Source organism: Pseudomonas sp. B15(2017), from assembly GCF_002113215.1.
Taxonomy (GTDB): domain Bacteria; phylum Pseudomonadota; class Gammaproteobacteria; order Pseudomonadales; family Pseudomonadaceae; genus Aquipseudomonas.
The window spans coordinates 374507-399473 of record NZ_NEJZ01000002.1 but is presented as its reverse complement, the minus strand read 5'-3'; the positions used below and the strand labels follow the sequence as shown (position 1 = coordinate 399473).

The window sequence follows — 24967 nt, the reverse complement described above, 5'->3', positions numbered from 1 at the left end:
CCTACAGGGACCTCCGGCGCGGTGCTACACAGCCAGAACGTTGCAAGGGACCTGATACAGAATGTGTTCGGTGGTACTGCCGAGCAGCTTGTCCAGACCGTGGAATTGCACGCGCCCCATGACGATTACATCCACCTGATGCTCGTCTGTGAACTCGCTGAGCGCCGCAACGGGGTGCCCCACCACAAAATGCCGGCGATCAGCCGGTACGCCATGCTGACTGGCCCAGTCGAGGTAGGTCTTTTCAAACTCACGGCGCAAGCCTTTAGTCAGTTCGGCGATTTTCAGGCCATCGCCCAGTTCTGCCAGGTATTCCTGCGAAACGTCATAGGCATACAACAGGTGCAATTCGGCATCACACTGGATAGCCAGCGCAGTGGCCTGCTGGATGATGCGCTCGTTCAACCGATTATTTTCCAAGCCGTTCGTAGAGACATCGACCGCGGCTACAACCTTGCGCGGTAATGCATGGGCCGCGCCGCCAAGCAGGTACACCGGCACTTGGCATTGGCGCAAAAGATACCAGTCCAGTGGGGTGAAGAATGCACGTTTGAGCAGTGACTCGTGTTGCACTTCCTTAATAAGCAAGTCGGGATTCAACTCTGTAACGTGATCAGAAATCTCCTGTTTTATGTCGTCCGCCCAAGCGACTTCGCAGGTCACTGCTACGCCTCGGCCAGACAGTTTCTCCGCCTGGGACTTCAACCAGTCGCGTTGGTTCTGAAGATAGCTTTCCCGAACCTGTTTCCTGCTGCCCTCGTCAAGTAGCCACAGAATGTCCAGTGTCTTGACGAGGGCGACGATGTGCAATGTCGCACCACTGGCCCTGGCCAGCGCGCCGGCATGGTTGATTGCCGGAGAGCGGCGCAGGAGCGGGTTGATGATCAGCAAAAGGCGTTGATATTGGCTCATGATCTGTCTCCCGTCAGGCAGGTCGCGAGACCGGCCTTGCTCAAACGCCCGGCGACACTGCCGGACCTCATTCGCTGAACCCAGGCGGGATCGGCGACTCTTTCTCCGGAATATCCGTCAATATTGCCTCGGTCAGCAGCAGGATGCTGGCCACTGACACTGCATTTTCAAGGGCGATCCGCACCACTTTGGATGGGTCGATGATTCCGGCCTCGTAAAGATCGACGTAGCGATTGACCGACGCGTCGAAGCCAATGTTGCCAGGCTCCGCCAACATCCTCGCAACAACGACGCCGGCATCCACTGCCGAGTTTTCAGCGATGACCCTGGCCGGCGCCTCCAAAGCGCGCCGCATGATTTGCAGACCCGTGCGGGCATCCCCCTCATACTGCATCTCCTCGGCGGCAATCTTCGGGACGGCCTTGAGCAAAGACATGCCGGCGCCTGGCACAATGCCTTCGGCGATGGCTGCACGAGTGGCGGAAATGGCGTCATCCAACGCATCCTTGCGGGTTTTCATCTCGGCTTCCGAAGGCGCTCCGACCCGGACCACCGCGACGCCGCCCGAGAGCCTGGCCAAGCGTTCCTGTAGCTTTTCACGGTCGTAGTCGCTGGTAGTCGTCTCCATTTGTGCGCGGATTTGCTGCATCCGCGCCTCGATGGCCTCGCGATTGCCAGCCCCCCCGATCAACGCCGAACTGTCCCTTTGCACCACCACCCGATGCGCCCGGCCCAATTGACTCAACTCGATCTGTTCGAGGGCAAAGCCCAGGTCATTGGAAATCACCGTTCCTGCGGTCAGAACGGCCATGTCCTGCAGCATCTCCTTGCGCCGGTCACCGAAGCCCGGAGCTTTGATCGCCACCGCTCGCAGCACACCGCGTATCTGATTGACCACCAGCGTGGTCAACGCCTCCCCTTCTATGTCATCCGCGATCAACACCAGGGGCTGGCCGCTCTTGGCCACGAGCTCCATCAGGGGCAGCAACTCCTTGAGATTCAGAATCTTGTGGTCGCAAAACAACAGGTAAGCGTCATCGAGTTCCACCTGCATCTTTTCGGTATCGGTGACGAAATATGGCGAGACATAGCCTCGGTCGAAGCGCATGCCTTCCATGACCTCGACCACCGTTTCAGTGGTTTTTGACTCCTCGACGCTGACCACTCCTTCAATACCAACCTTCTCCAGGGCATCGGCTACCAGTTGGCCAATGACCGCATCGTTATGCGCGGATAGCGTCGCGACCTGGACCTTTTCCCTGGGCGTACTCACTGGTCGCGACAGCGTCCTCAACGACTCCACAACCAAAGCGAGTCCGCGATCGAGCCCGCGTTTGAGGTCGATCGCACTGGCACCCGCCACCACATTGCGGATACCGTCCGCGAGGATGGCCTGGGCCAGCACCGTTGCAGTGCTGGTACCGTCCCCCACCGCGTCACCGGTGCGCTCGGCAGCCTGACGCAACATTTGCGCACCGAGATTTTCTTCCGGATCCAGCAGGTCGATGCGCCTGGCGATCGTTACACCGTCATTGCAGACTGTTGGATTGCCCCATTTATTCTGAATCAGCACCGATTTGGACTTGGGGCCCAGCGTCACGCGCACGGCATCCGCCAACTGAGTGGCACCGCTGAGAATCCTCTCGCGGGCGGCGCCGCGAAATACCAGTTTGCTGTGAGCCATCGGATCGCTCTCCTGCCGATTCCACATTCAAGCAGGGTCCATTAACCACTCCCGACGACGTTGACTTTTATCAACAAAGTCCTGCGCAGCCCGGTCCTCCTGTCACCTCATGCCTGAACGCGGACCATTGGTTCGAGCTGCCTTCAGCGCTTGCATCGCAGTTGATAAAAATCAACCTGCTGGAACCCGGATCGCGTCGAAATGAGCAGGTGCGCTTCAGCAAGCGCCGGTTGTTTTGATCATCTCTGGAGGAACATCATGGACAAGTTTCAGCAAAGCCAAAAAGACAAACTGTTCAAGAACGTCTCACATGACCCTTATAGCGCCCCACGCACGGAGGGCCCAGCCGTTTGCCCCAAATGTGATGCCGTGTATACCGCGGGAATCTGGAGCTGGAAACGCCAGGAAAACACCGTGGTTCACGGTGCGCAAACAATGATCTGTCCAGCCTGTCGGCGCATCGAAGACAACAGGCCTGCGGGTATCCTGACCCTGTCCGGCGGCTACGTGCACCAGCACCGTGGGGAAATCGTCCAGCTGATTAAACACACTGAGGAAAAGGAAAAGGCCGAGCATCCCCTTGAGCGCATCATCAAGCTCGATGACGCGGCCGATGAGCTGGTCGTGACCACTACTGGCATTCACCTTGCCAATCGTCTTGGGCACGCCCTGAAAGGCGCTTTCAAAGGCAACTCTGAATACCACTACAGCGATAGCGAATATGGCATGAGCGTGCGCTGGTCCCGTGAGGAATAACCCGGACAGCGCAGTTGTTGTACATCCCCGACTCGACTACCTGTCTGCTCAAGGTCAACGGCCATGCCCACCAATGAATCAACGAACCCTTATGTGGCCGACAGCGACGCCATCAAACACTGCAAGGCGCTGTTTCTTGAAGCTGATCGTCTCACCGATCAAGCCTACTCCGTTCTGGATGAACCCTTTTCCTCCCAGACCATGCTCAAGTTCTCGATCGCCAAAAAATGTGCAGATGAGAAATACCGGCAGGCTTGGCAAGCATGGCTGCTTGCAAGAAAACACGCTCAATAGGCTGCTTGATCTGCACGAAGCCTGGCGGTCGCGGCATGGTCTTCAGCGGCGTTCAGTCGGGCGTCGAACGGGCATTGTTGATATTCCTCAAGGATTTTTTGCCACTCAGGTGTAGAAAAAAACAAGGCGACCGTGCCCTGCCCTCTTGCATCGTGGCCACCGTCTTCGTTGAGACAAGACCATGAAAAACAACCACCAGTGGAACCTTTCGTACTTCCTGATCGCCTTCATTGTTCTGGCACTCGTGCAGTTTTGGTTTGCCGAACGTCATGCCGTGCAGAGCATTCCGTACAGCCAGTTCCTGCAACTGGTGAACGACCAGAAGGTCAACGATCTGCGGGTCGAGAAAGACCAGATCAGCGGCAAGTTACTGGAGCCCATCGACGGCCGCGAACTATTCACTACGTTCCGGGTGGATTCGACGCTGGCGGCGGACCTGGCGCATTCGGGGGTCAGATTCAGCGGCGCCAATGAAGACACCTTGCTCAGCGGGCTGTTGGGCTGGTTACTACCGTTGATCCTGATCACGGTGGTCTGGCACTTTGCGTTCCGCGGTTTCGCCGAAAAGCAGGGCCTTGGAGGGTTGATGAGTATCGGCAAGTCACGGGCAAAGGTGTTTGTCGAACGGGATACAGGCGTCACATTTGACAACGTTGCCGGGATCGATGAAGCCAAGCTCGAACTGATGGAAATTGTGTCGTTCTTGAAGGATAAGGCCCGCTATGCCCGTCTGGGCGCACACATACCCAAAGGGACGCTGCTGGTCGGCCCGCCCGGTACCGGAAAGACGCTGGTGGCCAAGGCCATCGCGGGTGAGGCCGGTGTGCCGTTTTTCTCGATCTCTGGTTCTGAGTTCGTCGAAATGTTCGTCGGGGTCGGTGCCGCCCGGGTCCACGATCTGTTCGAGCAGGCACGCCAGGCCGCGCCCTGCATCATCTTCATTGATGAGCTGGATGCGCTGGGCAAAATGCGCGGAGTTGGCGCGTTCGGTGGCAATGACGAGAAGGAGCAGACCCTCAATCAACTGCTCTCGGAACTGGACGGCTTCGACCCTCGCGAAGGCGTGGTATTACTGGCTGCGACGAACCGACCTGAGATTCTCGATCCTGCGCTGTTACGCGCTGGAAGGATCGACCGCCAAGTGCTGATCGACCGACCGGACCGCAAAGGCCGACAAGCGATCCTTAAGGTACACCTGCAGAAAATCACCGTGTCACCGACTATCGATAGCGAAAGGATCGCTGACATCACTACAGGATTCACTGGCGCGGATCTGGCGAACCTGGTGAATGAAGCGGCAATTGTTGCGACCCGCCGCGGCGCGGACGTGGTGGAACTTGTCGACTTCACCGCCGCCGTGGAACGACTGGTTGCCGGCATCGAGCGCAAGAGCAGCATCTTGCGTCCCGAGGAACGCCAGATAGTGGCCTATCACGAGATGGGCCATGCGCTCGCCGCGAGTCACTTACCGGCCATGGATCCGGTGCACAAAGTCTCGATCGTTCCCCGGGCCATCGGCTCGCTGGGCTACACCTTGCAGCGACCGACCGAAGACCACTTTCTTATCAGTTGCCAGATGCTCAAGGACCGGATGGTCGTGCTGATGGCGGGACGCGCGGCGGAATTTCTGGTGATCGGGGAGATTTCCACCGGCGCTGCCGATGATCTGGCCCACGCCACGGACATCGCCCGTCAAATCGTCACGCGTTTTGGTATGAGTAGCGAACTCGGCCAAGCGGTTCTGGAGCGGCGCAATGCGACCTGGCTTGGCGAGCGAGTGCCCGAATCCGGCGAAAAGGACTATTCGGAGCAGACGGCGCGGGAAATCGACCTCGCTATTCGCGCACTGCTGGACGACGCGTGGCAACGAGCCAAAGCCCTGCTCGAGAGGTTGCGTCCCGAGCTGGAGGCCGGCGCCCGCCTCTTGCTGCAAAAGGAAACCCTGACTCCCGAGGAGTTCGCCGCGCTAAGGCCGCTTGAGCGCACTGCGCAACCTGCACGGACTGACGCGGCATCGTCCTGACAAGGGAGGCTGGCGAATGCTGGCAGTCACGCTGATCAACACGTTGGTGGTGATCGTCACCGTGGTGATTCACTACGAATGCCTGCTGCGTCTGAATGATTGGTTGCCGCGCCTGAAAATGTGGCGCCGCTTCAGAATTGTCGTTGGCGTGTTCGGCAGCCTGCTGGCCCATGCCATCGAAGTCTGGGCATTTGCGCTGGCTTATTACCTGATGGAGCATTCCGGCCAGTGGGGCTATCTGACAGGCAACTTCGACGGCACCTTCATGGACTGCGTGTACTTCTCCTTCACGACCTACACGACCATCGGTTTCGGTGATATTTCCCCGGTCGGCCACCTCAAGTACCTGACCGGCCTTGAAGCGCTGACCGGTCTGGTCCTCATTACGTGGACCGCTTCGTTTCTGTTTCTCGAAATGCAGAAGTACTGGAAGGGTAAGTAGCCGTTTACGGGACCGGTGGAGACGTCCATTGCCAGTTGCGCACCTCGGGCAGATCCTCGCCATGCTCGATGAGATGGAGCTTGTGCCGCTCCATTTGCGACCAGTAGCGCGTCCGCGCCTCATGCACCAAGTCCTGCAGCCGAGGTACGCGCTCGAACACATCGAGCATTAATCGATAGCGATCCAGACCATTGATTACAGCCATGTCGAACGGGGTGGTGGTCGCGCCCTCCTCCGTAAAGCCGCGGACATGGAAGTTGTCATGGTTAGCGCGCTTATAAAGCAACCGATGGATCAGCGCCGGGTACCCGTGGAAGGCAAAAATCACCGGTTTGTTGACGGTAAACAGCGCGTCGAACGCACTGTCCGACAAACCGTGAGGGTGCTGATACGACGGTTGAAGCACCATCAGGTCCACGACATTCACCACCCGCACTCGCAGGTCCGGTACGTAGTCGCGCAACAATGTCACGGCTGCGAGGGTTTCCAGGGTCGGTACGTCTCCGGCGCAGGCCATGACCACGTCCGGTGTCTCGTCATCGCGGCAGGCCCAGGCCCAGCGGCCGATGCCGGTCTGGCAATGGCGCTGCGCCGCGTCGATGTCCAGCCACTGCCATTCCGGTTGTTTGCCGGCCACGATGACGTTGATGTAATGGCGGCTGCGCAGGCAATGGTCGGCCACCGACAGCAGGCAATTGGCATCCGGCGGCAGGTAGATTCGCGCGATGTCGGACTTTTTGTTCGCCAGCAGATCGATGAACCCCGGGTCCTGATGCGAAAAGCCATTGTGGTCCTGGCGCCACACATGGGAGGTGAGCAAAAAATTGAGCGACGCCACCGGCTTGCGCCACGGTACTTCGGCAGCGGTCTTGAGCCACTTGGCGTGCTGGTTGACCATCGAATCGACGATATGGATGAACGCCTCATAGCAAGATAGCAAGCCGTGGCGGCCGGTCAGCAGATAACCTTCCAGCCAGCCCTCGCATACCTGCTCGCTGAGTATTTCCATCACCCGGCCATCAGCGCTCAGGTTGAGGTCGTCAGGATCCAGCGGGTCGAGCCAGGTTTTGCCGGTCACTTCATACACCGCATCAAGTCGGTTAGAGGCGGTTTCGTCGGGTCCGAACAGGCGAAAATTATGCGTCGCCAGGCTGTTTTTCATCACGTCACGCAAGTATTTCCCCAGCACACGCGTCGCTTCGGCACGCACGCTGCCGGGCGTTTCGACCGGCACGGCATAGTCGGCGAACCGCGGCAGATCCAGTGCCCGTAGCAACAGGCCGCCATTGGCGTGGGGATTGGCACTCATGCGCCGCTGCCCAGTGGGTGCCAGCGCTGCAATTTCCGGCACCAGAGTCCCTTGGGCGTCAAACAGTTCTTCGGGACGATAGCTTCTTAACCACTCTTCCAACTGTCGCAGGTGAACCGGCTGACTGAAGTCGGCCAGAGGGACCTGATGAGCTCGGCAGGTGCCTTCAACCCGGTGTCCATCGACAAACTGGGGCCCTGTCCAACCCTTGGGGGTGCGCAATACCAGCATTGGCCAGACGGGCCGCTGCGACACGGCGTGGGCCGGCCGTCGACGCGCCTCACGCTGGATCCGACGAATCTTCAACAGCATCGTATCCAGGGTTTGCGCCATGGCCTGGTGCACCTGCACCGAGTCAGTGCCTTCGACGAAATAGGGATCGTAGCCGTAGCCACGCATCAGTGCCGAAAGTTCATCCTCGGGGATTCGGGACAACACCGTGGGGTTGGCGATCTTGTAGCCATTGAGGTGCAGGATCGGCAGCACCGCCCCGTCACACACGGGATTGAGAAACTTGTTCGAATGCCAGCTGGCGGCCAGCGTACCGGTTTCAGCCTCGCCGTCGCCGATCACGCAAGCGACGATCAGATCCGGGTTGTCGAACGCAGCGCCATAGGCGTGTGCCAGGCTGTAACCCAGTTCGCCGCCTTCGTGGATGGAGCCGGGAATCTGCGCCGACACATGACTGGAGAGGCCATACGGCCAGGAAAACTGCCGAAATAGACTCAACAGGCCATTGGCGTTGCGCTCGACTGTTGGACAAATTTCGGTGTAAGTGCCTTCCAGATACGTTTGCGCAACGACCGCCGGCCCGCCATGGCCGGGGCCGGCAACAAACAGCATGTTCAGGTCATACGTAGTGATCAGCCGGTTGAGATGGGTGTAAATCAGGTTCAACCCCGGCGTCGTGCCCCAGTGCCCTAACAGGCGCGATTTGATATCACTACGACGTAGAGGCACCCTGAGCAAAGGGTTGTCTTTGAGGTAAATCTGCCCGACGGCCAGATAATTGGCCGCTCGCCAGTAAGCATCCAGACCTTCCAATTGCTCGGCACTGAGAAAATCGCTCATGAAATTGCCCGCCAGACCATTCAACGCCAGTTCCCAGATTCTGAAAGGCTGAAGCTCTCGGGACTTGATATAAATCAAGCGTCACCCTCGGCGAACACCCCCACAACGGGCAAGCGCCCGGTCCATTCAGCATCATGCTTCCACAGAGCATTGATGCAGGCTTCTGCATCTTGCTCTGTTACGGGCTCAAGTGACTGCGGAGCCAGTAAGTGGCTGTCGACCAAGGCAAGTCGCACAACTCCGTTTTTTTTGAGCAGCGCTTTTGCCTGACATTCGCACAAGGATCGCGATAAAACTTCGAGCGGAGGCTCTACTTCGGCCTGTTCGAACTCTACTTCAAAACGCGCGGTACAAACGTTCACCAGCTCCCTCAACGTATGGGCAGCAAAGTGATACGCAGTGAAGTATCCAACCGGCAACAGCAGCAAGATTATCAACAGGTGGGTTGCGTCACGTATCCAATGCCTTTTGCCCGGTCGGCGCAGATTTCCAGCTGTTGCTCCCCTGCTCCGCCGCCAGCCTTGCACCGCGTGAATCCCCATTGGTTTGTTGGTGTTCATGACCCGGCGCCAATCTCCGCATGTGACCAGAGCATGGAACCGATGACAGGCTGCCTATTGATTTAGATCAACCTGGCTGCCTGCAGCTTACTCATGTTCAGTAATCTGCAGGCTTAAGCACTTCGGGTTATTAATAACAAAAGAAACATGTGCCGTTTGATCAATCAAGGCAACGCTGTTGAACAACTGTGTTGCACGCGTATGCGGCCCCGACGTCAATCAGCAAACGCTCGACTTAAAATTGATAAAAATCAATGTTGGCCCCAATAAGTTGCCTCTCAATACAGTCAAGGCGTCGGTCGATAGTCCGTTCCAGTTGTCTTCCTTTGCACTCAATTGAGTCTTATAGGGATCGAGCATGCACTTCCTTGCCTTGGCAGTTGACTACGACGGGACCATTGCCGAAAACGGTAGCGTTCCTGCTCAAGTCTGCGCATCGCTCAGCGAAGTGAAAAAAAGCGGTCGCAAGTTATTGCTGATTTCAGGCCGGGAATTGCAAGCGCTTAAACATCATTTTCCGCATCTGGATCTTTTTGACAGGGTGGTTGCCGAAAATGGCGCGCTCTTGTACGACCCGAGTACCGATACCGAGGAGCTTATTGCAGATCCCGCTTCAACCGAGCTGGTGGGTCACCTGCGCGCCAAAGGGGTGTCACCGTTGTCGATCGGACAGTCGGTCATCGCTACTTGGCAGCCATTCGAAAATGAGGTGATCAGTAGCATTCACGAGTTGGGGCTTGGACTGCAGATAACCTTCAACAAGGACGCCATCATGATCCTGCCGCCTGGCGTGAACAAAGCGTCCGGTCTTGTTGCAGCGTTACGAGATTTAGGCATATGCGAATTGAACGTGGTCGGAGTGGGCGATGCGGAAAACGACCATTCCTTTCTGTCGATCTGCGGCTGTGCCGCAGCGGTCAGCAATGCCATAGCCTCCATAAAATCCAGCGCTGACCTGTGCCTGACGCGTGACCATGGTCAAGGCGTGTGCGAGCTGGTCGAAATGCTGCTGGAAAAAGATGCCGCGCTGGTTGGCGTCGAACGCATCGGGGTTCAGTTGGGGCAGTCCACCGATGGGCACCCGTTATGGCTGCCTCCAGAATCGGTGATGTTGGTAATTGGCAATTCCGGGGCCGGAAAATCCAGTTACATCACCTGGCTGACGGAAAGAATGGTCCAGGCTCATCAGGGATTCTGCATCATCGATCCAGAGGGCGACTACCTCACGCTGGAAGACGCGGTGACCATCGGCGGCCTCACTGCGCCCCCGACGACAGAAGATGCCGTGCACTATCTTTTGCAGGCGCAGCTCAATGTTGTGGTCAATGCCCTTGCCCTGGATCTCTCGGCGCGCGTGCAGTTGTTTGGCGACCTGCTGCCTTTTCTGCAGCATTTGCGCAGCACTTCAGGTCGCCCCTACTGGTTGATCGTCGACGAAGCGCATTACATGCTTCCCCACTGTTCAAGTTGGCCGCCCGGCTTTCTCAAGGACATCGGCGCAATCATCGTAGCCCTCGACTTCGACCAGGTCTGCCCGGAGCTACTTGATGGGGTCGACGTGCTGGTAACGCTTGGCAGCACTGCTCGGGAACTGGTCGAGCAATTCGCCAAACGCATGCAGCGACCTTCCCCTCGGTTTCCCGAGCGGACGCCAGGTCTGGAGCATGCCTGTCTCTGGAGCTTGCACGGAGACGACGAGGTCTACCTGATCGAACAGATGCAGCCGCATCAAAAGCACCACCGTCACAGCGGCAAGTACGTTGCGGGAGACGTCGGTGCATGGCGATCATTCTACTTTCCTGCGCTTGGCCGGAGTGCCGCCAACCTGACTGAGTTTTTATCCTGTTTAACGCAAATAGAAGAGCCCGCACTTCGCGAGCATCTCGATGCCGGGGATTTCTCCAATTGGTTTCGCAAAGTGATCCGGGACGATGTGCTTGCCAATAAGACCCGCCTTATCGAAATGGACAAAAGCATGGTCCCCAAAAAGGCGATGGATCAGATCAGGCGCATCGTCCAATCGCGCTATCACCTCTGAATCGGCCGGAGTCAGACGCTCAGCCGGTATCCACAACGTTCGTTCAGCGTGAGTCAAGGAAACGGAACAGCTCCTCCTCTTGGTCAAAGTGCAGGCGCACCAGGGTATCGAGCCTGATCAATTGATGCTGAATTTCGTCGGCATCGGCCCTGGCCGATTCGGCATTGAAATCACGACTCATGCGCGCCAGCAAATGGATCAGGCGGAAGATCTCTCGGTGGGCGTGACTCATGGCTGACATCGGGTCCTCGCCTGGCAACCGTTGCGTTAAAAGCGGGTAAAGCAGCTGTTCATCATCATGCTCGTGGTGCGCCAATGAGGTTTGTAACCTGTCGACCAGCTCCTGCAGTTCGGTTCGTGCCTGTACAACCGGGCGCCGGGCGAAGTCAGCGGCCAGGTGGTGCAGGTCACTCAGCACGCTGGACAGTTGCCGGTGTTCATCCTGCAGCCGATCAATATGCTCTGCAGTCAGCATGCCCTTTCGACGCCCCCACAGTGGCCCCAATGCCCGCAACGCATTGAGGATAATCAGCACATCAATGCCCTCCTGCACCACAGCGCCGATGAGTGGCGCAAGAAAGCCGAGCGCCGCCGCGACCATGGCCAGCAACGATAGGCCCATGCCGGCCAGCACACCGACGACAGCGATATGACGGGTTCGCTGAGCGATGTCCAGGGCCTCGACCAGACGATCCAGGCGATCGACCAGCAGAACGACGCCCGCGGCTTGTGCCGAAGCGGTTGCACCGCTGGCCCCCATTGCCACACCAACGTTAGCCGCCGCCAATGCGGGCGCATCATTGATGCCGTCACCGACCATCAGCGTGGGGCTGCGCAAACAGCCCTCCTGCACAGCCCGCACCTTATCCTCGGGTGTCAAACCCGCGCGCAGCTCGTCGATTCCGGCAGACATTGCGATCATCTCGGCAGTTTCCGGGCGATCGCCGGTGAGCATGACGATTCTCTCGATCCCTTTGCAGCGTAACCGGCTCAGCGTTTGTGGAGTTTCGCGCCGAACAGTGTCAGCGAGGACCAAAAGGCCCGCCAGTTTTCCATCCACTTCGATAAAGCTTCCGCTACAGGCCAGATAATCCATGTGGCGAAGCATGGCGACAGCCCAATCGGTTTCGTAAGCGTCCTGATGAGCAAAAGACAGTGTGCCCAATCGCACCTGCTTACCGTCGATGAGCCCGCAAAGCCCCTCGCCCGGACTCTCCTGCACCTCGGTTGGCAGGCTGAGGGACACCCTGCGCTGTTGCGCTGCCTCGACAATGGCCTGAGAGATGGGATGCGTCGAAGCCTGTGCGAGCGAGGCCGCCAGGCCAAGCAATTGCTGCGGATCGGCCAGTCCATTGACTTCGATCGACTGCAGGCGCGCGTGTCCACTGGTCAGCGTGCCGGTTTTGTCGAAAAACACTTGTTTGATCCCGGCCAGCGCTTCCAGGGTGGCGCCATCCTTGATCAATATTCCGCGCCGCGCGGCTCGGGATATACCCGACATGATCGAAATGGGCACTGCCAGAATCAGAGGACAAGGCGTGGCCACCACCAGCACCGCCAACGCTCGCAAGGGGTCGCCGCTCAGATGCCACGCCAGCGCCGCCACCAACAAAGTCAACGGGATAAAAAACAGTGCATAGCGGTCAGCCAGGCGCACAAAAGGCGCGCGTGAACGGCGCGCCGCTTCGGCCAGCCGCACGATGGCAGCGTAGGTGCTTTGCGCAACCGTTCGCGTAGCGACCAGCAGAATGGGGGCGCCAACGTTGGAGACTCCGCTGGGCAACTGCTCACCTTCTCTTCGGGTCACGGGCAAGGATTCACCGCTGAGTGCCGACTCGTCCAGAATCGCTGTCGGGCTGAGCAAGCGACCATCGACCGGTACAACCTCTCCTAGCCGTACCAGCAATGTCTGATCTGGATGAATCTGTTCAACGGGAATCTGGCGTAAGCCCCCCTTCTCCTGCAACCAGGCAAAACGCGGTGCCCGATCGATAAGCGCACGCAGTTCACGCTCGGCTCGTTGACGGGTAAAGAATTCCAGCGTGCGACCGGTCGCCAGCATCAGAGCGATCACTGCTGCGACCAAAGCCTGCTCGAAAAACAGGGCGGCGCTGATCGACAACAGTGCGATCAAATCCACTCCTGCCTCACGTCGGGCCAATCGCCCGGCAATCTCGACGAGCAGAACCAATGCCATCGTCAGGCTGCCTGCGGCCCAGCAATACGATGCCCAATCATTCTCTTGCGCACGATGTGCAACGACACCAGCCAGCAACGCCAGCGTTGTAAGCAGCAAAAGCATGGGGTCCAGCCATTTACTGAACATTGCTCTTCACGCCTCTGAACCGAATGTAGCCCCGCCTGTTACCGGAGCTCTGCACCCGGGAGTTGTGGTCTTTTTGATTTAGCTCAAAGTCTTTCTATCGCTCCAGCGTAGAAAAAAGACATGGGCTTTGCCGGCCCATGCATTTCAGTCACCTGGAAGAGGACAAGATCATGAGCGACATCACCCTGCGCAATACCATTTTGGATGAGCTTGACTTTCAACCCGACATCGATGCCGCCCACATTGGCGTCAGCGTGGAAAATGGCATCGTCACACTGTCCGGCCACGTGAAAAGCTACGCTCAAAAAATCAGCGCCGAGCGCGCGGTCAAGGCGATCAAAGGAGTACGTGCCGTGGCTGAAGAAATACAGGTTCGCCTGGATAAGGGTGCAGGTACGGACGATGACACCATCGCAAACCGTGCCGTCAATATCATCTCGTGGCGTTCCGACACACCCGCCGGCGACATCAAGGTCGTCGTGCAAAAAGGCTGGGTAACCCTGGAAGGCCAGGTGGACTGGCAGTATCAGAAAGAAGTCGCTGAAAGTGCGGTGCGCAAATTGTCAGGCGTTGTCGGGGTGGATAACAGAATCACCCTGCGCCCGAGAGTGAAGGTCGTCGATATCCAACAAAGTATCGAAGAAGCCCTCAAGCGCAATGCCGAAGTTGATGCCAAGGGCATACGGATCAAGGTCGATGGCAGTGTTGTAAAACTCGAAGGCAAAGTGCATTTCTGGCGTGAGCGTGAAATCGCCGAACGAGCAGCGTGGTCGGTGCCGGGCGTCAGCAAAGTGGAAGACCAGCTATTGATAGCCTGAATCACGGCCCCGGAAATTCTCTGAATATCCGGGGCTGTCCATGCTACGCCGCCTCCATCGGGGAATCGTGTGTGATCACGACATGCTGATGCTGCCGGGCAACATGAATGAGGAAATTGGCATCTACGTGGACCTGTTTTTTTAAGTCCATATGCAGATCAAGTCCGGTGACGGCCAACAGCGCAAGAGAGAACTCGAGCGTTTGGGATTTCTTCGCGTCAAGTGACCGCCCGATGGAGGGCTGAACGGTGAACGCCCCTGAAAATTCCTGGATTGATATTCTCAGCAACGGCCGCCCGGTGTTGATCAGATATGTCACGCAAGCAGATCAAGTTCGTGAATACGCTCTGGTCCGGCATTCGGCGCCTGAGTCCCGGCATGCGCTGTTACTCAGGCAGCAGCACGCTCCCCACCAGACCCAAGCCTGCATCGCGCTGGCCCACGAGAATGGCCGCTTGATCGAAATCGGCGCCAGTCGCTATGCCGCGACGGGCAAATACCAGTGCGAATGCGCCGTGACCATCGCATCTGGCTGGAAACGCCTCGGTCTGGGAACGTTATTGCTGGAGTACTTGATCGACGCTGCCCGCGCCAATGGCGTCCACCACTTGTACTCGGTCAGCACCTCCAGCAACGCGCCCTTTCGTGAGTTGGCCAGATGTCTGGGTTTTGAAACCCACGACGATCCTTTCGACCCCCATAAGGTCATTCATCGCCTGTACCTGTAACGCCTGTGCAAAGTTTCAAGCCGACGCATCAACTTCTGGTATGACCCGAGCGCCTTGCCGCCACAAGTTGCTCGCCATTCGGAGGACGACACTCATGAACTCTCATACGCACACATTGCTGGACAAATTAATCGGCCAGCGACACTTCCATGACACATCGCACATACCGCCAGTGTTGCGTCAATACGCCGAGCCGCTACCAGACCTGGACTCCCCCGCTTTCGGGGACCTGTTTGATCGCTACGCTGACGCGAGGGTGGTGATGATTGGCGAAGCAAGCCATGGGACCGCCGATTTCTATCGAGCCCGGGCAGTCATCACCCAAAGCCTGATCGAGCGACACGGTTTTAATATCGTCGCAGTGGAAGCCGACTGGCCGGACGCCGGCCACGTAGATCAGTATGTCCGAGGTCTGGCGCACACGGCGTGGACACGCCACATTTTCAGCCGTTTCCCAACCTGGATGTGGCGAAACGGCGAAGTAAAAGCCTTCGCCCACTGGCTGCATCAATTCAACCATCGGCAGAGCCCTCAACATCGCGTCGAGTTTCGCGGCCTGGATGTCTACAGCTTGCGCAACTCCATCCATGAGGTACTGAGTTATCTGGATCGGATTGACCCGAAATTGGCCCAAGAAGCGCGTCGGCGCTATGGGTGTCTGACCCCATGGCAGGATGATCCTTCTTTGTACGGTCATTTCGTCGAGCGTGGCGGCGTGATGCCCTGTGAGCAACCGGTGATCGAGCAGCTCAGTGCCATGCTGGCTGACCAACTGACGGGGCTTATCCAAAACAACGAAGCATTCTTCAATGCGACGCAGAATGCCCGCGTAGTGATAGCGGCCGAGCAATATTACCGCGCGATCTATCGGGGTTCGGCAGCCTCCTGGAACCTGCGAGACCGACACATGTTCGATACGTTGCGCGCGGTACTGGAACATCGGGGGCCGCAGGCCAAGGCTGTGGTCTGGGCCCACAACTCCCATATCGGCAATGCCGCCGCCACGGAAATGGGCTGGAAGGGGCAGTTCAATATCGGCCAACTGTGCCGCAATGCCTTTGGACGTGATGTGGTCCTGATTGGTATGGCCACCGACCGTGGTCAGGTCGCAGCGGCCGATGACTGGGACGGCGAGATGTTGATCAAGGACATTCGCCCTTCTCGACCAGGCAGCTGGGAACATCAATTTCTCAAGGCCGGGGTTGCAGCATCATTGACGGACTGGCGTGCTCCGCAGCAAAAGGAGCTTCGCAGTGCTCTGTCCGCGGTCTTGCTGGGACGCGCCATCGGGGTGATTTACCGTCCCCAGACTGAACGCTTCAGTCACTACTTCGAGTCGATGCTGGCGGAGCAATTCGATGCCATGATCTGGTTCGAGCAAACCAGGCCGGTCACCGCGCTGCCGCTGCCGAAAAACCAGCGACTGGAAGCAGAAGATGAAACCTATCCGTTTGGCGTGTGATGAACCTGAAACGATGTCCAGCGTTATGGTTGACGACTATCGCGAGCAATTGAGTGTTGGCAATCTGCTGCGACAGTAAGAACGACCCACTACGTCGTCCGCAGGTGCTGCTCAAACCAGTCGCCGGCGAGCCTGGCGACTTCTTCCAGCGTGCCAGGCTCTTCAAAAAGATGCGTGGCACCCTCCACGACTTCCAGCCGTTGCTCACACCGCAGGATTTGTGAGCAACGGCGATTCAAGGCCAGTGTCATTGGGTCTTGTGCGCCAACAATCTGCAACGTTGGCGCCTTCACTCGGGCCAGGGCCGGCCCGGCCAGATCGGTTCGCCCACCCCGGCTGACCACTGCCCCTACCACTGACGCCCGCTCGGCGGCAGCCACCATTGCTGCCGCCGCACCGGTACTGGCGCCGAACAGACCCATGAGCAAAGAACACAACTCACGGTCCCGCCCGACCCAATCGATCACATCGATCAACCGTCTAGCCAGCAGGGAAATATCGAAGCGCAGGACCCCGCTAAGATTATCCAGGCGCTGCTCCGGTTCCGTCAGCAAGTCGAACAGCAGCGAGGCCAAGCCCCGAAGGGCTAATACATCGGCCACGTATTGATTGCGCGGGCTCAATCGACCACTCCCGCTGCCGTGTACGAAGATGACCAGGGCGCGCGCGTTCTCCGGCAAACGCAAATCGGCGGACAATTCAACGCCAGGCAGATCCAGGCATCTAAATTCAGCTTCAGGCATCGCGATGTTCCGTGCAGGAGACGCTCGGCAATTTTCGCTCCCAAGCGCGTTGCAAGAGATCGATGACTTCTTCGTCCGAGGTCTGGGGAAAATCCAGATACCAGTAGCCGATCGACATCATCCAGTCAGGAATGAGCGGACAGATCACTTCGTCCACTTGCATCGATAAATCCTCGACTGTTTCCCGAGGAGCAACCGGTACCGCAACGATGACGCGCTCCGGCGCCTGCATCTTTACCGCCTGGATCGCAGCCATCATCGAAGAACCTGTGGCAAGACCGTCGTCGATCAGGATGACCACCTGGCCCCTTACTTTCGGTGGTGGGCGGGTTCCCCGATACGCTTTTTCACGTCGCGACAGTTCCTGCGCTTCCCGGGCGACCACCGCCTCGAAACCGGCTCGATCGATCGGGTGCGCCCGCAGCGCATCCTCGTTGAGGATTTGTACACCGCCACTGGCTATGGCGCCCATGGCGTATTCGGGATGCGAAGGGACGCCGAGCTTGCGTACCAGCATCAGGTCCAGCCGCACACGCAGGGCGGTGGCGACTTCATAGGCCACCGGGACACCGCCACGGGGCAAGGCCAGGATGATTACCTCAGGCCTGTCAGCGTATTTGAGCAAGGGTTCGACCAAGCGCCGACCGGCTTCGGCGCGGTTAGGCAAGGTCGTTTGCAGTGAGGGACTGTGGATCACGTTAACCTCCTGGGGAGTTGAAGAAGGAAGTTGAACAATGGCGATTCATGACCGCGCTAAACGGCCAGGATGCTGCACGTCACCTGGTACAGGACATGTTCGGTGGTGCTGCCCAACAGTTTGTCCATGCCGTGGCGCTCGACTCTGCCCATCACAATCACGTCCATCTCTCGCTCATCGGCGAACGCTTGCAGCACGGCTACGGGATGCCCCTCGATGAAATGCCGCCGGTCAGCCGGCACGCCATACCGACCAGCCAGGTCGAGGAAGGATTTTTCATGGCCTTGGCGCAACTGACTGTAGAGATCCGGGAGGGTCAGGCCCCCGCCGCCCATATCACCCAGGAACAGCGCAGATGCGTCGCAGGCATACACCAGGTGCAACTCGGCCTGACACTGGATAGCCAGGCTGGACGCCTGCTGGATGATTCGCTCATTGAGCCCGTCCTCCTGTTCCAGGGTGTCGGCCACATCGACCGCTGCCACTACCTTGCGCGGCAAAGGATGATCACCTTCGCCAGGCAGGTACACCGGTACCGGACAATGACGCAACAGACGCCAGTCCAGTGGGGTAAAGAAACCGCGCTTGAGCGCGGGCTCGCGCTGCACCTGCTTGATCAACAGGTCGGGCTGCATTTCCGCGACATAATCGAGAATGTCTTGCTGCAGGTCATCGGCCCATTTCGCCTCCGCCGTCACCTCAAGCCCCTTGCTGCGCAGGTGACCGGCGTGGTATTCGAGCCAGTTGCGCTGGTCTTGCAGGTACTCTTCACGTGCTTTTTCCCGATCGCCTTCTTCGAGTAGCGACAAGAGCTTCCAGGTTGGGATCAAGGCGGCGACGTGCAGGCTGGCACCACTGGCCTTGGCCAGCGCGGCGGCATGATCCAGGGCTTTGGACTGGCGCAGGGCCGGGTTGATGATCAGCAATAATCGTTGATACTGGCTCATGATCGGACTCCACGAAACTTGCTTGTCGCTGCCCGCCACCCTGAACGAACCGCTTGCTGTCCGGTGACCAGGCACCTGTATGGATTTCAGAATCCACCGTGAAGGCGGCCTTGACGTTGATTTATGTCAAGTGCCTGTACCAGCAGGCGACTCGTGGTCAAGCGCACGCTTCGCGCCTTCGGCACACACCGTGTACAGCAGACTGATCGCCAGCACCGATGCCAGGATCGGTAACGGCAAAGGCGCCAATCCCAGCGAAGCGGCGATTGAGCTGTACGGCAGCCCGATCGCCAGCAGCCCGACCGCCAGGGCACTGACCATCAGTAGCGTTGCCGGGCGACTGCGATAGAACGGTTTGTAGGTACGCACAATGAAAATCGTCAGCAGCTGGGTCAGCAGCGACTCCACGAACCAGCCGCTGCGAAAAACCTCGGGCACCATCTGCGACAGCAGGTACAAAGCCACGAACGTCACGATGTCGAACAACGAGCTCACCAGCCCGAAGACCACCATGAAATTGCGGATCTGAATGATGTCCCAGCGATGCGGGGTACTTTGCCATTCCCGGTCAACGTTATCGCTGGCGATACCCATGGAGGGAATGTCCGACAGGAAGTTGTTAAGCAGGATCTGCTTGGCGAGCAGCGGCAGAAAGGGCAGCGCCAGCGACGCGAGGGCCATGCTGATCATGTTGCCGAAGTTGGCGCTGGAAACGATGGAAATGTACTTCAAGGTGTTGGCAAACGTGTGCCGCCCCTCTTCGATACCCTCGCGCAGCACGTCCAGGTCGTGCTCCAGCAGCACAAAGTCGGCGGCCTGCTTGGCCACGTCGGCAGCGTTGTCCACGGAGATCCCGATGTCCGCCACTTGCAGCGCCGGGGCATCGTTGATTCCGTCCCCCATGTACCCCACCACATGACCGGTCTTCTGCAGGGCGCGGATGATGCGCTCCTTCTGATTGGGGTCGACTTCGGCGAACAGGGTCGTGCGCGCCGCCAGGTGCATCAGCGCCTCGTCCTTCATTACTGCCAGCTCGGCGCCGGTAATGATGCGCTCCACAGGCAGGCCGACTGCCGTGCCGACATGCCGCACCACCAGGTGATTGTCGCCGCTGATGATTTTCACCTGCACTCCAAGCCTGTCGAGGGTAGCGATGGTTTGCGTGACTCCCGGTTCCGGCGGATCAAAGAACAACAGGAAACCGCGAAAGCTCATGTCTCGCTCATCCTCGCGGCCATAATGCATCTGCTCCGGCAGCTCACGCGTGGCAAGTCCCAGGACGCGGTAGCCCTGCTCGCTCCACTCGCCGAAGCGTTGCGCGATCAATGCCCGTTCAGCGGTGTCCAGTGCCACGCTCTGGCCCCCATGCCGCACCTGCGTACAGACCTGCAACACGTTGTCCAACGCTCCCTTGGTAATCATCAAGCGGGGAGCCGGCGGCTTCTGGCTGACCACCACACTCAGGCGCTTGCGCACGAAGTCATAAGGGATTTCATCGATTTTCCGCACCCCGTCGTCCGTCCCCAGGTCTTTGCCCGCGAGGGTGATGGCATCGTCCATGGCGTTGCGCATGCCGGTCTGCAGGCTCGCGTTGAGCACTGCCAGTTGCAGAACGCTCGGTGCTGCGATGCCTTCGACATCCATCGCTGCGTCCAGAACCACAACCCCGCGGGTCAGGGTTCCAGTCTTGTCGGTACACAGAATGTCGATGGTCCCGAGATTTTCAATGGCATTGAGGTGACGCACGATCACCCCCTTGCCGGCCATGCGCTGCGCACCTTTGGCCAGGGTGATACTGAGGATCGCCGGCAACAGTTCCGGCGACAGTCCGATGGACAGGGCAATCGCAAACATGAGCGTGTCGAGGGGGGGACGATGCAGCAGGATGTTGATGCCGAACACGACGATGGTGATCACCAGCATTACGCGCAGCAGCAGGCCGCCAAAGTGCCGCAGGCCTCGCTCGAACTCCGTTTCCGGAGGGCGTAGCGCAAGAGTTCTGGCGATATGACCGATTTCACTGTCCTGGCCGTAGCGGGTCACCAGAACTTCGGCCGAACCGCTGCGCACCGACGTGCCCATGAACACACAATTGTGACGCTGCGCGAGGGTGGCTTCCGGGGCGCAATCCCCCGGTGTTTTCTCCACCGGGTAGGTTTCGCCGGTCAGCAGGCCCTCGCCGATGAAACAATCGAGTGCCTGCAGGATACGACCGTCGGCAGCGATCAGGCTGCCGGCGCTGAGCACCAGAATGTCCCCGGGCACCACATCGCTGGCGGCAACATCCAGCAAGTGGCCCTCTCGCCGCACGGTCGCTCGCAAGGCAATCTTGCTGCGCAACTGCTCAACCGCACGGCTGGCACGATTCTCGTACCAGGCACTGAGCACCGCGCTGATCAGCACAATGCAACCGACGATTGCCGCATCCAGCCAGTCCCCCACCCACACGGCAATACCGGCGCCGGCGATCAGAATCAATACCAACGGCGTACGCATCTGCTCCAGCACCAGCCTGCCCAGTCCCTTGGGTCGATCCTTGATTGGAGTGGGGGCTCGACGCCGTCGTGCCCTGGCTTGAGCGTGACTCAATCCCGCTGGCCCACTGTGCAAGCTAATGAACAATTGACTGACCGCCGGACTCCAGTAATCCGGATTTGCCGCAAGGCCGTGCCCGTGAGCGGAGGAATGCCATTCCCGGTGCGCCAGCCAAAGGCCGGGAAGCATCGGCAACCAGAACGTCAGGCCGCGAAACAGCAAGGTTGCGGAAAGCGCCACCGCCACGTCGATACCGGCCCAGTGCATGGTGACGACGGCAGCCGCCTCGAACGCCCCAAGACCACCCGGCACAATGCCAATACTGCGCAAGACGCTGGCGAGCATGAACCCGGCAAACAGGCCCAAGGGCGGCGCCGAAACACCTAGCGAGCGCACCAGCACCCACAGGGTTGCACTGTCCAGAAGGATGATTGCCAGTTCCAGCAAGGTGATGCGCAACAGCAGAAGGCGGCTGCGCACCAGACGCCGGTCCGCGCCGGTCAGCAAGGCAAGGCTTCTGGCAACGATCGCCAACCGTTGGCCCGGCACATGGGTCATCAGTCGTGCATTGCCCGCCAGCCCCGGAGTGACAAGCGCCAGCAGCAGGCTGAATGCGACGAAGATCACGCAGGTGGTCAGCACGGCGGTGGTACCGTGTCCCTGAACAATGATGACCGGCAACGCCAGGCCCACCGACAAGGCATAGGCCAGAAAATACCCCGACAGGTCCAGTACCAGACACGCCAGCACCACCGGCCTGACAAAGCCCAGACGAACAAACGAGGCCACGACAGCGAACGCCCCGCTGATCCCGGAGGATGGCAGCGCCTGGTCGACAAACAGCTTCATCACGCTGAGCTTGCCCGCGACCCACAGGGACAGGTCCTGGCCCCCGGCCTTGAGCACTACGCGAAAGACCAGGCCCTGGGCGACGTATGTCAGGGCCTGCAGAACGAAAGCAACGATGAGCCATTGCGGCTGCGCCTGCGTCAGCAAGCGGCTGAAGGATTCGACATCGGTAAAATGCAGAGCAACCCCTACCACCGTCGCAAACATCGCGGCGCCCAGCAGCCAGGTCAGCCACAGGGCCGACCGGCTGTAATGCCGGCCACGTTCCAGTGCTGGCTGTCGGTCGATCTCTGAAACGGGTGGTTTTAACGACATGCCGTGCCCCTGCGCAAATGAAGGCACCCGGGTACTGGCGCTGCCATCAGTCGACCCCGGACGTGGGCTTGACGATCATCAGGCTGCAGGGTGCCCGGTTCGTCAACGTTTCGACCGTACTGCCGACAAAACCATCGACATCGCGTTGATAGGCCGACCCCAGCACCAGCATGTCAAAAGCATTCTGGCGGGCGAACAGTTCGATTACCTTGTGGGGAATGCCGGTCAGTTGATGCCGCCGAGGCTTGTCGATGCCGTAGCGTTCGGCGAGCGCATCGAATGCCTCTTGTTGGGTATCGGTAATCGCCTCGCACAAGCTGCGGTCCAGACTTGGTGTCGGCACACTCATCGCGGCGTCCCCCAGCACCGACCAGTTACAGACGTTCAACAGCTGCAACGTCGCGCCGGTTGCGTCTGCCAGGGTTTTGGCGAGATCGAGAATCCGGTCGTTGAGGCCCTGGGTCAGTTCTTCCAGATGAGAAAGGTCGATGGCTGCCAGTATTTTCGCAGGCACGGGATTGGCGCCTTCGCTCACCAGGTGCAGATGAGCCGGACAGTCGCGCAGCAATACCCAGTCCAGCGGCCGATGAAAGGCACGCTCGAGTGCCGGCACATACTGCATGTCCTTGATCACCAGATCGGCATGGAAGTCATTGATGTATTCGAGTACATGGGCGGGCGTGGTCCTGGCCCACACCACTTCGGTGCTGACTGGCAGTCCGGCGCTGCGCTGAAACTGCGCTTGCTGTTCCAGCCACTGCCGGTGCACTTGCAGATAGCCCTCCCGCGCCTGGGTCATGGCATTCGGGTCCAAGAGACCCGCTACCGCCAGCGCCTGGACATAATCGAATGCCACGATATGCAAAAGCGCTCCGGTTGCCCTGGCCAGCGCTTCGGCACGTTCGAAGGCCGGAGAACGATTCATCTCGGGGCGAGCGATCAACAAAATGCGTTTGAGTTTGAGCATCACTTTTCCCCGGCAATGCTTGGCTGATCCTGCCAGCCTGACGTCCCTGTTCCGACTCGTGACCGATCTCGATTACTTGCGCACCGCTTTTTCGGCCATGCGTCTTGCGCGCTCGTACGCCTCTTCAGCCGCTCGCTGCGCCTGCTCTGCCTTGAGCAACGCCTCATCGGCCCGAAGCCTGGCGGTTGCGGCGTTGTCCTCGGCGGACTCCAGCCGAGCGTCGAATTCTTCGGTCTGGCGATGACCGCAACCGCCAGTCGCCGCCACCAGCAAACCGAGCACGACGGTGACCAAGCGCCTGTTCATGGTTTTCTCCTCAATGGATCAATGCTGAAGGCCGTGTTGGCTTGAGTATCTGGCGTTGGCCGCCGCCGGCTCTGATCTTTGTCAACAAATCGCTCGCTTGCGGCCGCTGCGGCCCGAAGCGCCATTGTTGATATTCCTCAACGAAATTTTGTCGGCCAGGCGTAGAAAAAAGACTTGGCCAAGGCTATTCGCGTCAAGGTCGAAGGTCCCGATCAAATGATCGATTCTGGAGGGCGGCCCCCGCCGTAACTTGATTTAAATCAAGCGTCACCCTCAGCGCACAGGTTCAATTGACGACTCGCCCTGAAGCGAAAGTAGATGATGAGTGACATATTCCATTGGTCGTTTTTTTTCTTTGCCGACGCCGGTTTGAGTGCCCCTGACAGACGGGCAACTATAATTAAACGCCCGTGTGATGGGGATCACATTCATGTCCGACACCAAAGCGTTGCAATTTCGTCGCCTCAAGTCGGCCTGCTCCAACTGCAGTGTGCTGGAGCTGTGTTTGCCGATCGGCCTGTCCGGGCCGGAGGTAGAGCGGCTGGATGCACTCATCGCCCAGCGCTTCAAAGTCAGGAAAGGCGCGGCCCTTTACCGTGAAGGTGATCCGTTGCGATCCCTGTATGCCGTCCGCCTGGGGTCATTCAAGACCAATTTGCTGTCCCTCGACGGGCGTGAGCAGGTCACCGGTTTTCAAATGCCGGGAGAAATGCTCGGCCTGGACGCCATCAGCACTGACTCCCATACCTGCAACGCCTTTGCACTGGAAGACAGCGAAGTCTGCCCGATCCATTTTTCCCATCTGGAAAAACTCGCGCAGCAACTGCCCTCGCTGCAACACAACCTGACCAAGCTGCTGAGCCGGGAAATCGTGCGCGACCACGACATGCTCATGTTGCTCGGTACGATGAACTCCGACGAACGCCTGGCAGCCTTCCTTCTGAACCTCTCGCAACGCCTGAACCAGCGCGGTTACTCGGCGAAAAACTTCGTACTGAAAATGCGCCGCGAGGAAATCGGCTCGTACCTGGGTTTGCGCCTGGAAACCATTTGCCGGGGCATCGCGCACTTGCGCGACAAGGATCTGGTGGAGATCTCCGGGCGTGACGTAAAAGTCCTCGACCTGGAAGGGCTCAAGCAGATGATCGCCGGTTGCCATCGCCCTGTCGGGCATTGATCTCGTCC

At 58.8% G+C, this 24967-nt stretch carries 20 protein-coding genes; 9 read left to right on the top strand and 11 right to left on the bottom strand.

Annotated features, from left to right (window positions below; genetic code table 11):
* Positions 1–24: 24 nt before the first annotated feature.
* Together CAF73_RS04550 and groL are read right to left on the bottom strand one after the other, a co-directional pair.
* The gene (locus CAF73_RS04550; RefSeq protein WP_085702070.1) at positions 25–912 is read right to left on the bottom strand and encodes a universal stress protein; all 888 of its coding nucleotides are present in this window, start codon (positions 910–912) and stop codon (positions 25–27) included.
* Positions 913–979: 67 nt separating this feature from the next.
* Positions 980–2596 carry a chaperonin GroEL gene (groL, locus tag CAF73_RS04545; RefSeq protein WP_085702069.1) on the bottom strand — a complete coding sequence of 539 codons (1617 nt, stop codon included), beginning with the start codon at positions 2594–2596 and terminating at the stop codon, positions 980–982.
* Between the two features lie 258 nt (positions 2597–2854).
* Here groL and CAF73_RS04540 point away from each other — a divergent pair, with 258 nt between their 5' ends.
* From CAF73_RS04540 to CAF73_RS04525, 4 genes are all read left to right on the top strand, one after another.
* On the top strand, positions 2855–3352 hold the full coding sequence (locus CAF73_RS04540) for a BCAM0308 family protein (protein ID WP_085702068.1): 498 nt from the start codon (positions 2855–2857) through the stop codon (positions 3350–3352).
* 63 nt (positions 3353–3415) lie between these two features.
* The gene (locus CAF73_RS04535) at positions 3416–3646 is read left to right on the top strand and encodes a hypothetical protein (protein WP_085702067.1); all 231 of its coding nucleotides are present in this window, start codon (positions 3416–3418) and stop codon (positions 3644–3646) included.
* A 181-nt stretch (positions 3647–3827) separates the two neighbouring features.
* Positions 3828–5669: an ATP-dependent zinc metalloprotease FtsH gene (ftsH, locus tag CAF73_RS04530; protein WP_085696132.1), complete on the top strand. Its 1842-nt coding sequence runs from the start codon at positions 3828–3830 to the stop codon at positions 5667–5669.
* 16 nt (positions 5670–5685) lie between these two features.
* Complete coding sequence (locus CAF73_RS04525) at positions 5686–6111, top strand: potassium channel family protein (protein WP_085696131.1); 426 nt, start codon at positions 5686–5688, stop codon at positions 6109–6111.
* Between the two features lie 4 nt (positions 6112–6115).
* Here the strand turns inward: CAF73_RS04525 and CAF73_RS04520 are convergent, their stop codons facing one another.
* Together CAF73_RS04520 and CAF73_RS04515 are read right to left on the bottom strand one after the other, a co-directional pair.
* The gene (locus tag CAF73_RS04520; RefSeq protein ID WP_085702194.1) at positions 6116–8491 is read right to left on the bottom strand and encodes a phosphoketolase; all 2376 of its coding nucleotides are present in this window, start codon (positions 8489–8491) and stop codon (positions 6116–6118) included.
* A 74-nt stretch (positions 8492–8565) separates the two neighbouring features.
* On the bottom strand, positions 8566–9051 hold the full coding sequence (locus CAF73_RS04515; protein ID WP_085702066.1) for a hypothetical protein: 486 nt from the start codon (positions 9049–9051) through the stop codon (positions 8566–8568).
* A 358-nt stretch (positions 9052–9409) separates the two neighbouring features.
* On the opposite strand from CAF73_RS04515, the gene CAF73_RS04510 reads away from it, so the two are divergent.
* Positions 9410–11089, top strand: coding sequence for an HAD-IIB family hydrolase (locus CAF73_RS04510; RefSeq protein WP_085702065.1), 1680 nt, complete (start codon positions 9410–9412; stop codon positions 11087–11089).
* Positions 11090–11132: 43 nt separating this feature from the next.
* On the opposite strand, the gene CAF73_RS04505 is transcribed toward CAF73_RS04510, so the two are convergent.
* The gene (locus CAF73_RS04505; protein ID WP_085702064.1) at positions 11133–13415 is read right to left on the bottom strand and encodes a heavy metal translocating P-type ATPase; all 2283 of its coding nucleotides are present in this window, start codon (positions 13413–13415) and stop codon (positions 11133–11135) included.
* Positions 13416–13585: 170 nt separating this feature from the next.
* Here CAF73_RS04505 and CAF73_RS04500 point away from each other — a divergent pair, with 170 nt between their 5' ends.
* The 3 genes from CAF73_RS04500 to CAF73_RS04490 all read left to right on the top strand — a co-directional run bounded on the left by CAF73_RS04500 (position 13586) and on the right by CAF73_RS04490 (position 16423).
* A complete protein-coding gene (locus CAF73_RS04500; RefSeq protein WP_085696450.1) occupies positions 13586–14233 on the top strand; it encodes a BON domain-containing protein in 648 nt (215 codons plus the stop codon).
* A 248-nt stretch (positions 14234–14481) separates the two neighbouring features.
* Positions 14482–14961, top strand: a complete 480-nt coding sequence (locus CAF73_RS04495) for a GNAT family N-acetyltransferase (protein ID WP_085696127.1) — start codon at positions 14482–14484, stop codon at positions 14959–14961.
* A gap of 94 nt (positions 14962–15055) precedes the next feature.
* A complete protein-coding gene (locus tag CAF73_RS04490) occupies positions 15056–16423 on the top strand; it encodes an erythromycin esterase family protein (RefSeq protein ID WP_085702063.1) in 1368 nt (455 codons plus the stop codon).
* Positions 16424–16512: 89 nt separating this feature from the next.
* Here the strand turns inward: CAF73_RS04490 and CAF73_RS04485 are convergent, their stop codons facing one another.
* The 6 genes from CAF73_RS04485 to CAF73_RS04460 form a co-directional block, all read right to left on the bottom strand.
* Positions 16513–17166: a dienelactone hydrolase family protein gene (locus tag CAF73_RS04485; RefSeq protein ID WP_085702062.1), complete on the bottom strand. Its 654-nt coding sequence runs from the start codon at positions 17164–17166 to the stop codon at positions 16513–16515.
* Positions 17159–17863, bottom strand: a complete 705-nt coding sequence (locus CAF73_RS04480) for a phosphoribosyltransferase (protein ID WP_085696124.1) — start codon at positions 17861–17863, stop codon at positions 17159–17161. Before CAF73_RS04480 ends, CAF73_RS04485 begins: the two co-directional genes overlap by 8 nt.
* Before the next feature lie 56 nt (positions 17864–17919).
* Complete coding sequence (locus tag CAF73_RS04475) at positions 17920–18810, bottom strand: universal stress protein (RefSeq protein ID WP_085702061.1); 891 nt, start codon at positions 18808–18810, stop codon at positions 17920–17922.
* 126 nt (positions 18811–18936) lie between these two features.
* Entirely contained in the window at positions 18937–22509 is a 3573-nt protein-coding gene (mgtA, locus tag CAF73_RS04470) for a magnesium-translocating P-type ATPase (protein WP_085702060.1), read from the bottom strand.
* 46 nt (positions 22510–22555) lie between these two features.
* On the bottom strand, positions 22556–23476 hold the full coding sequence (locus CAF73_RS04465) for a universal stress protein (protein WP_085702059.1): 921 nt from the start codon (positions 23474–23476) through the stop codon (positions 22556–22558).
* A gap of 72 nt (positions 23477–23548) precedes the next feature.
* On the bottom strand, positions 23549–23782 hold the full coding sequence (locus CAF73_RS04460) for an Lpp/OprI family alanine-zipper lipoprotein (protein WP_085702058.1): 234 nt from the start codon (positions 23780–23782) through the stop codon (positions 23549–23551).
* A 430-nt stretch (positions 23783–24212) separates the two neighbouring features.
* Here CAF73_RS04460 and fnr point away from each other — a divergent pair, with 430 nt between their 5' ends.
* Positions 24213–24959: a fumarate/nitrate reduction transcriptional regulator Fnr gene (fnr, locus tag CAF73_RS04455; RefSeq protein ID WP_085696119.1), complete on the top strand. Its 747-nt coding sequence runs from the start codon at positions 24213–24215 to the stop codon at positions 24957–24959.
* Positions 24960–24967: the final 8 nt, after the last annotated feature.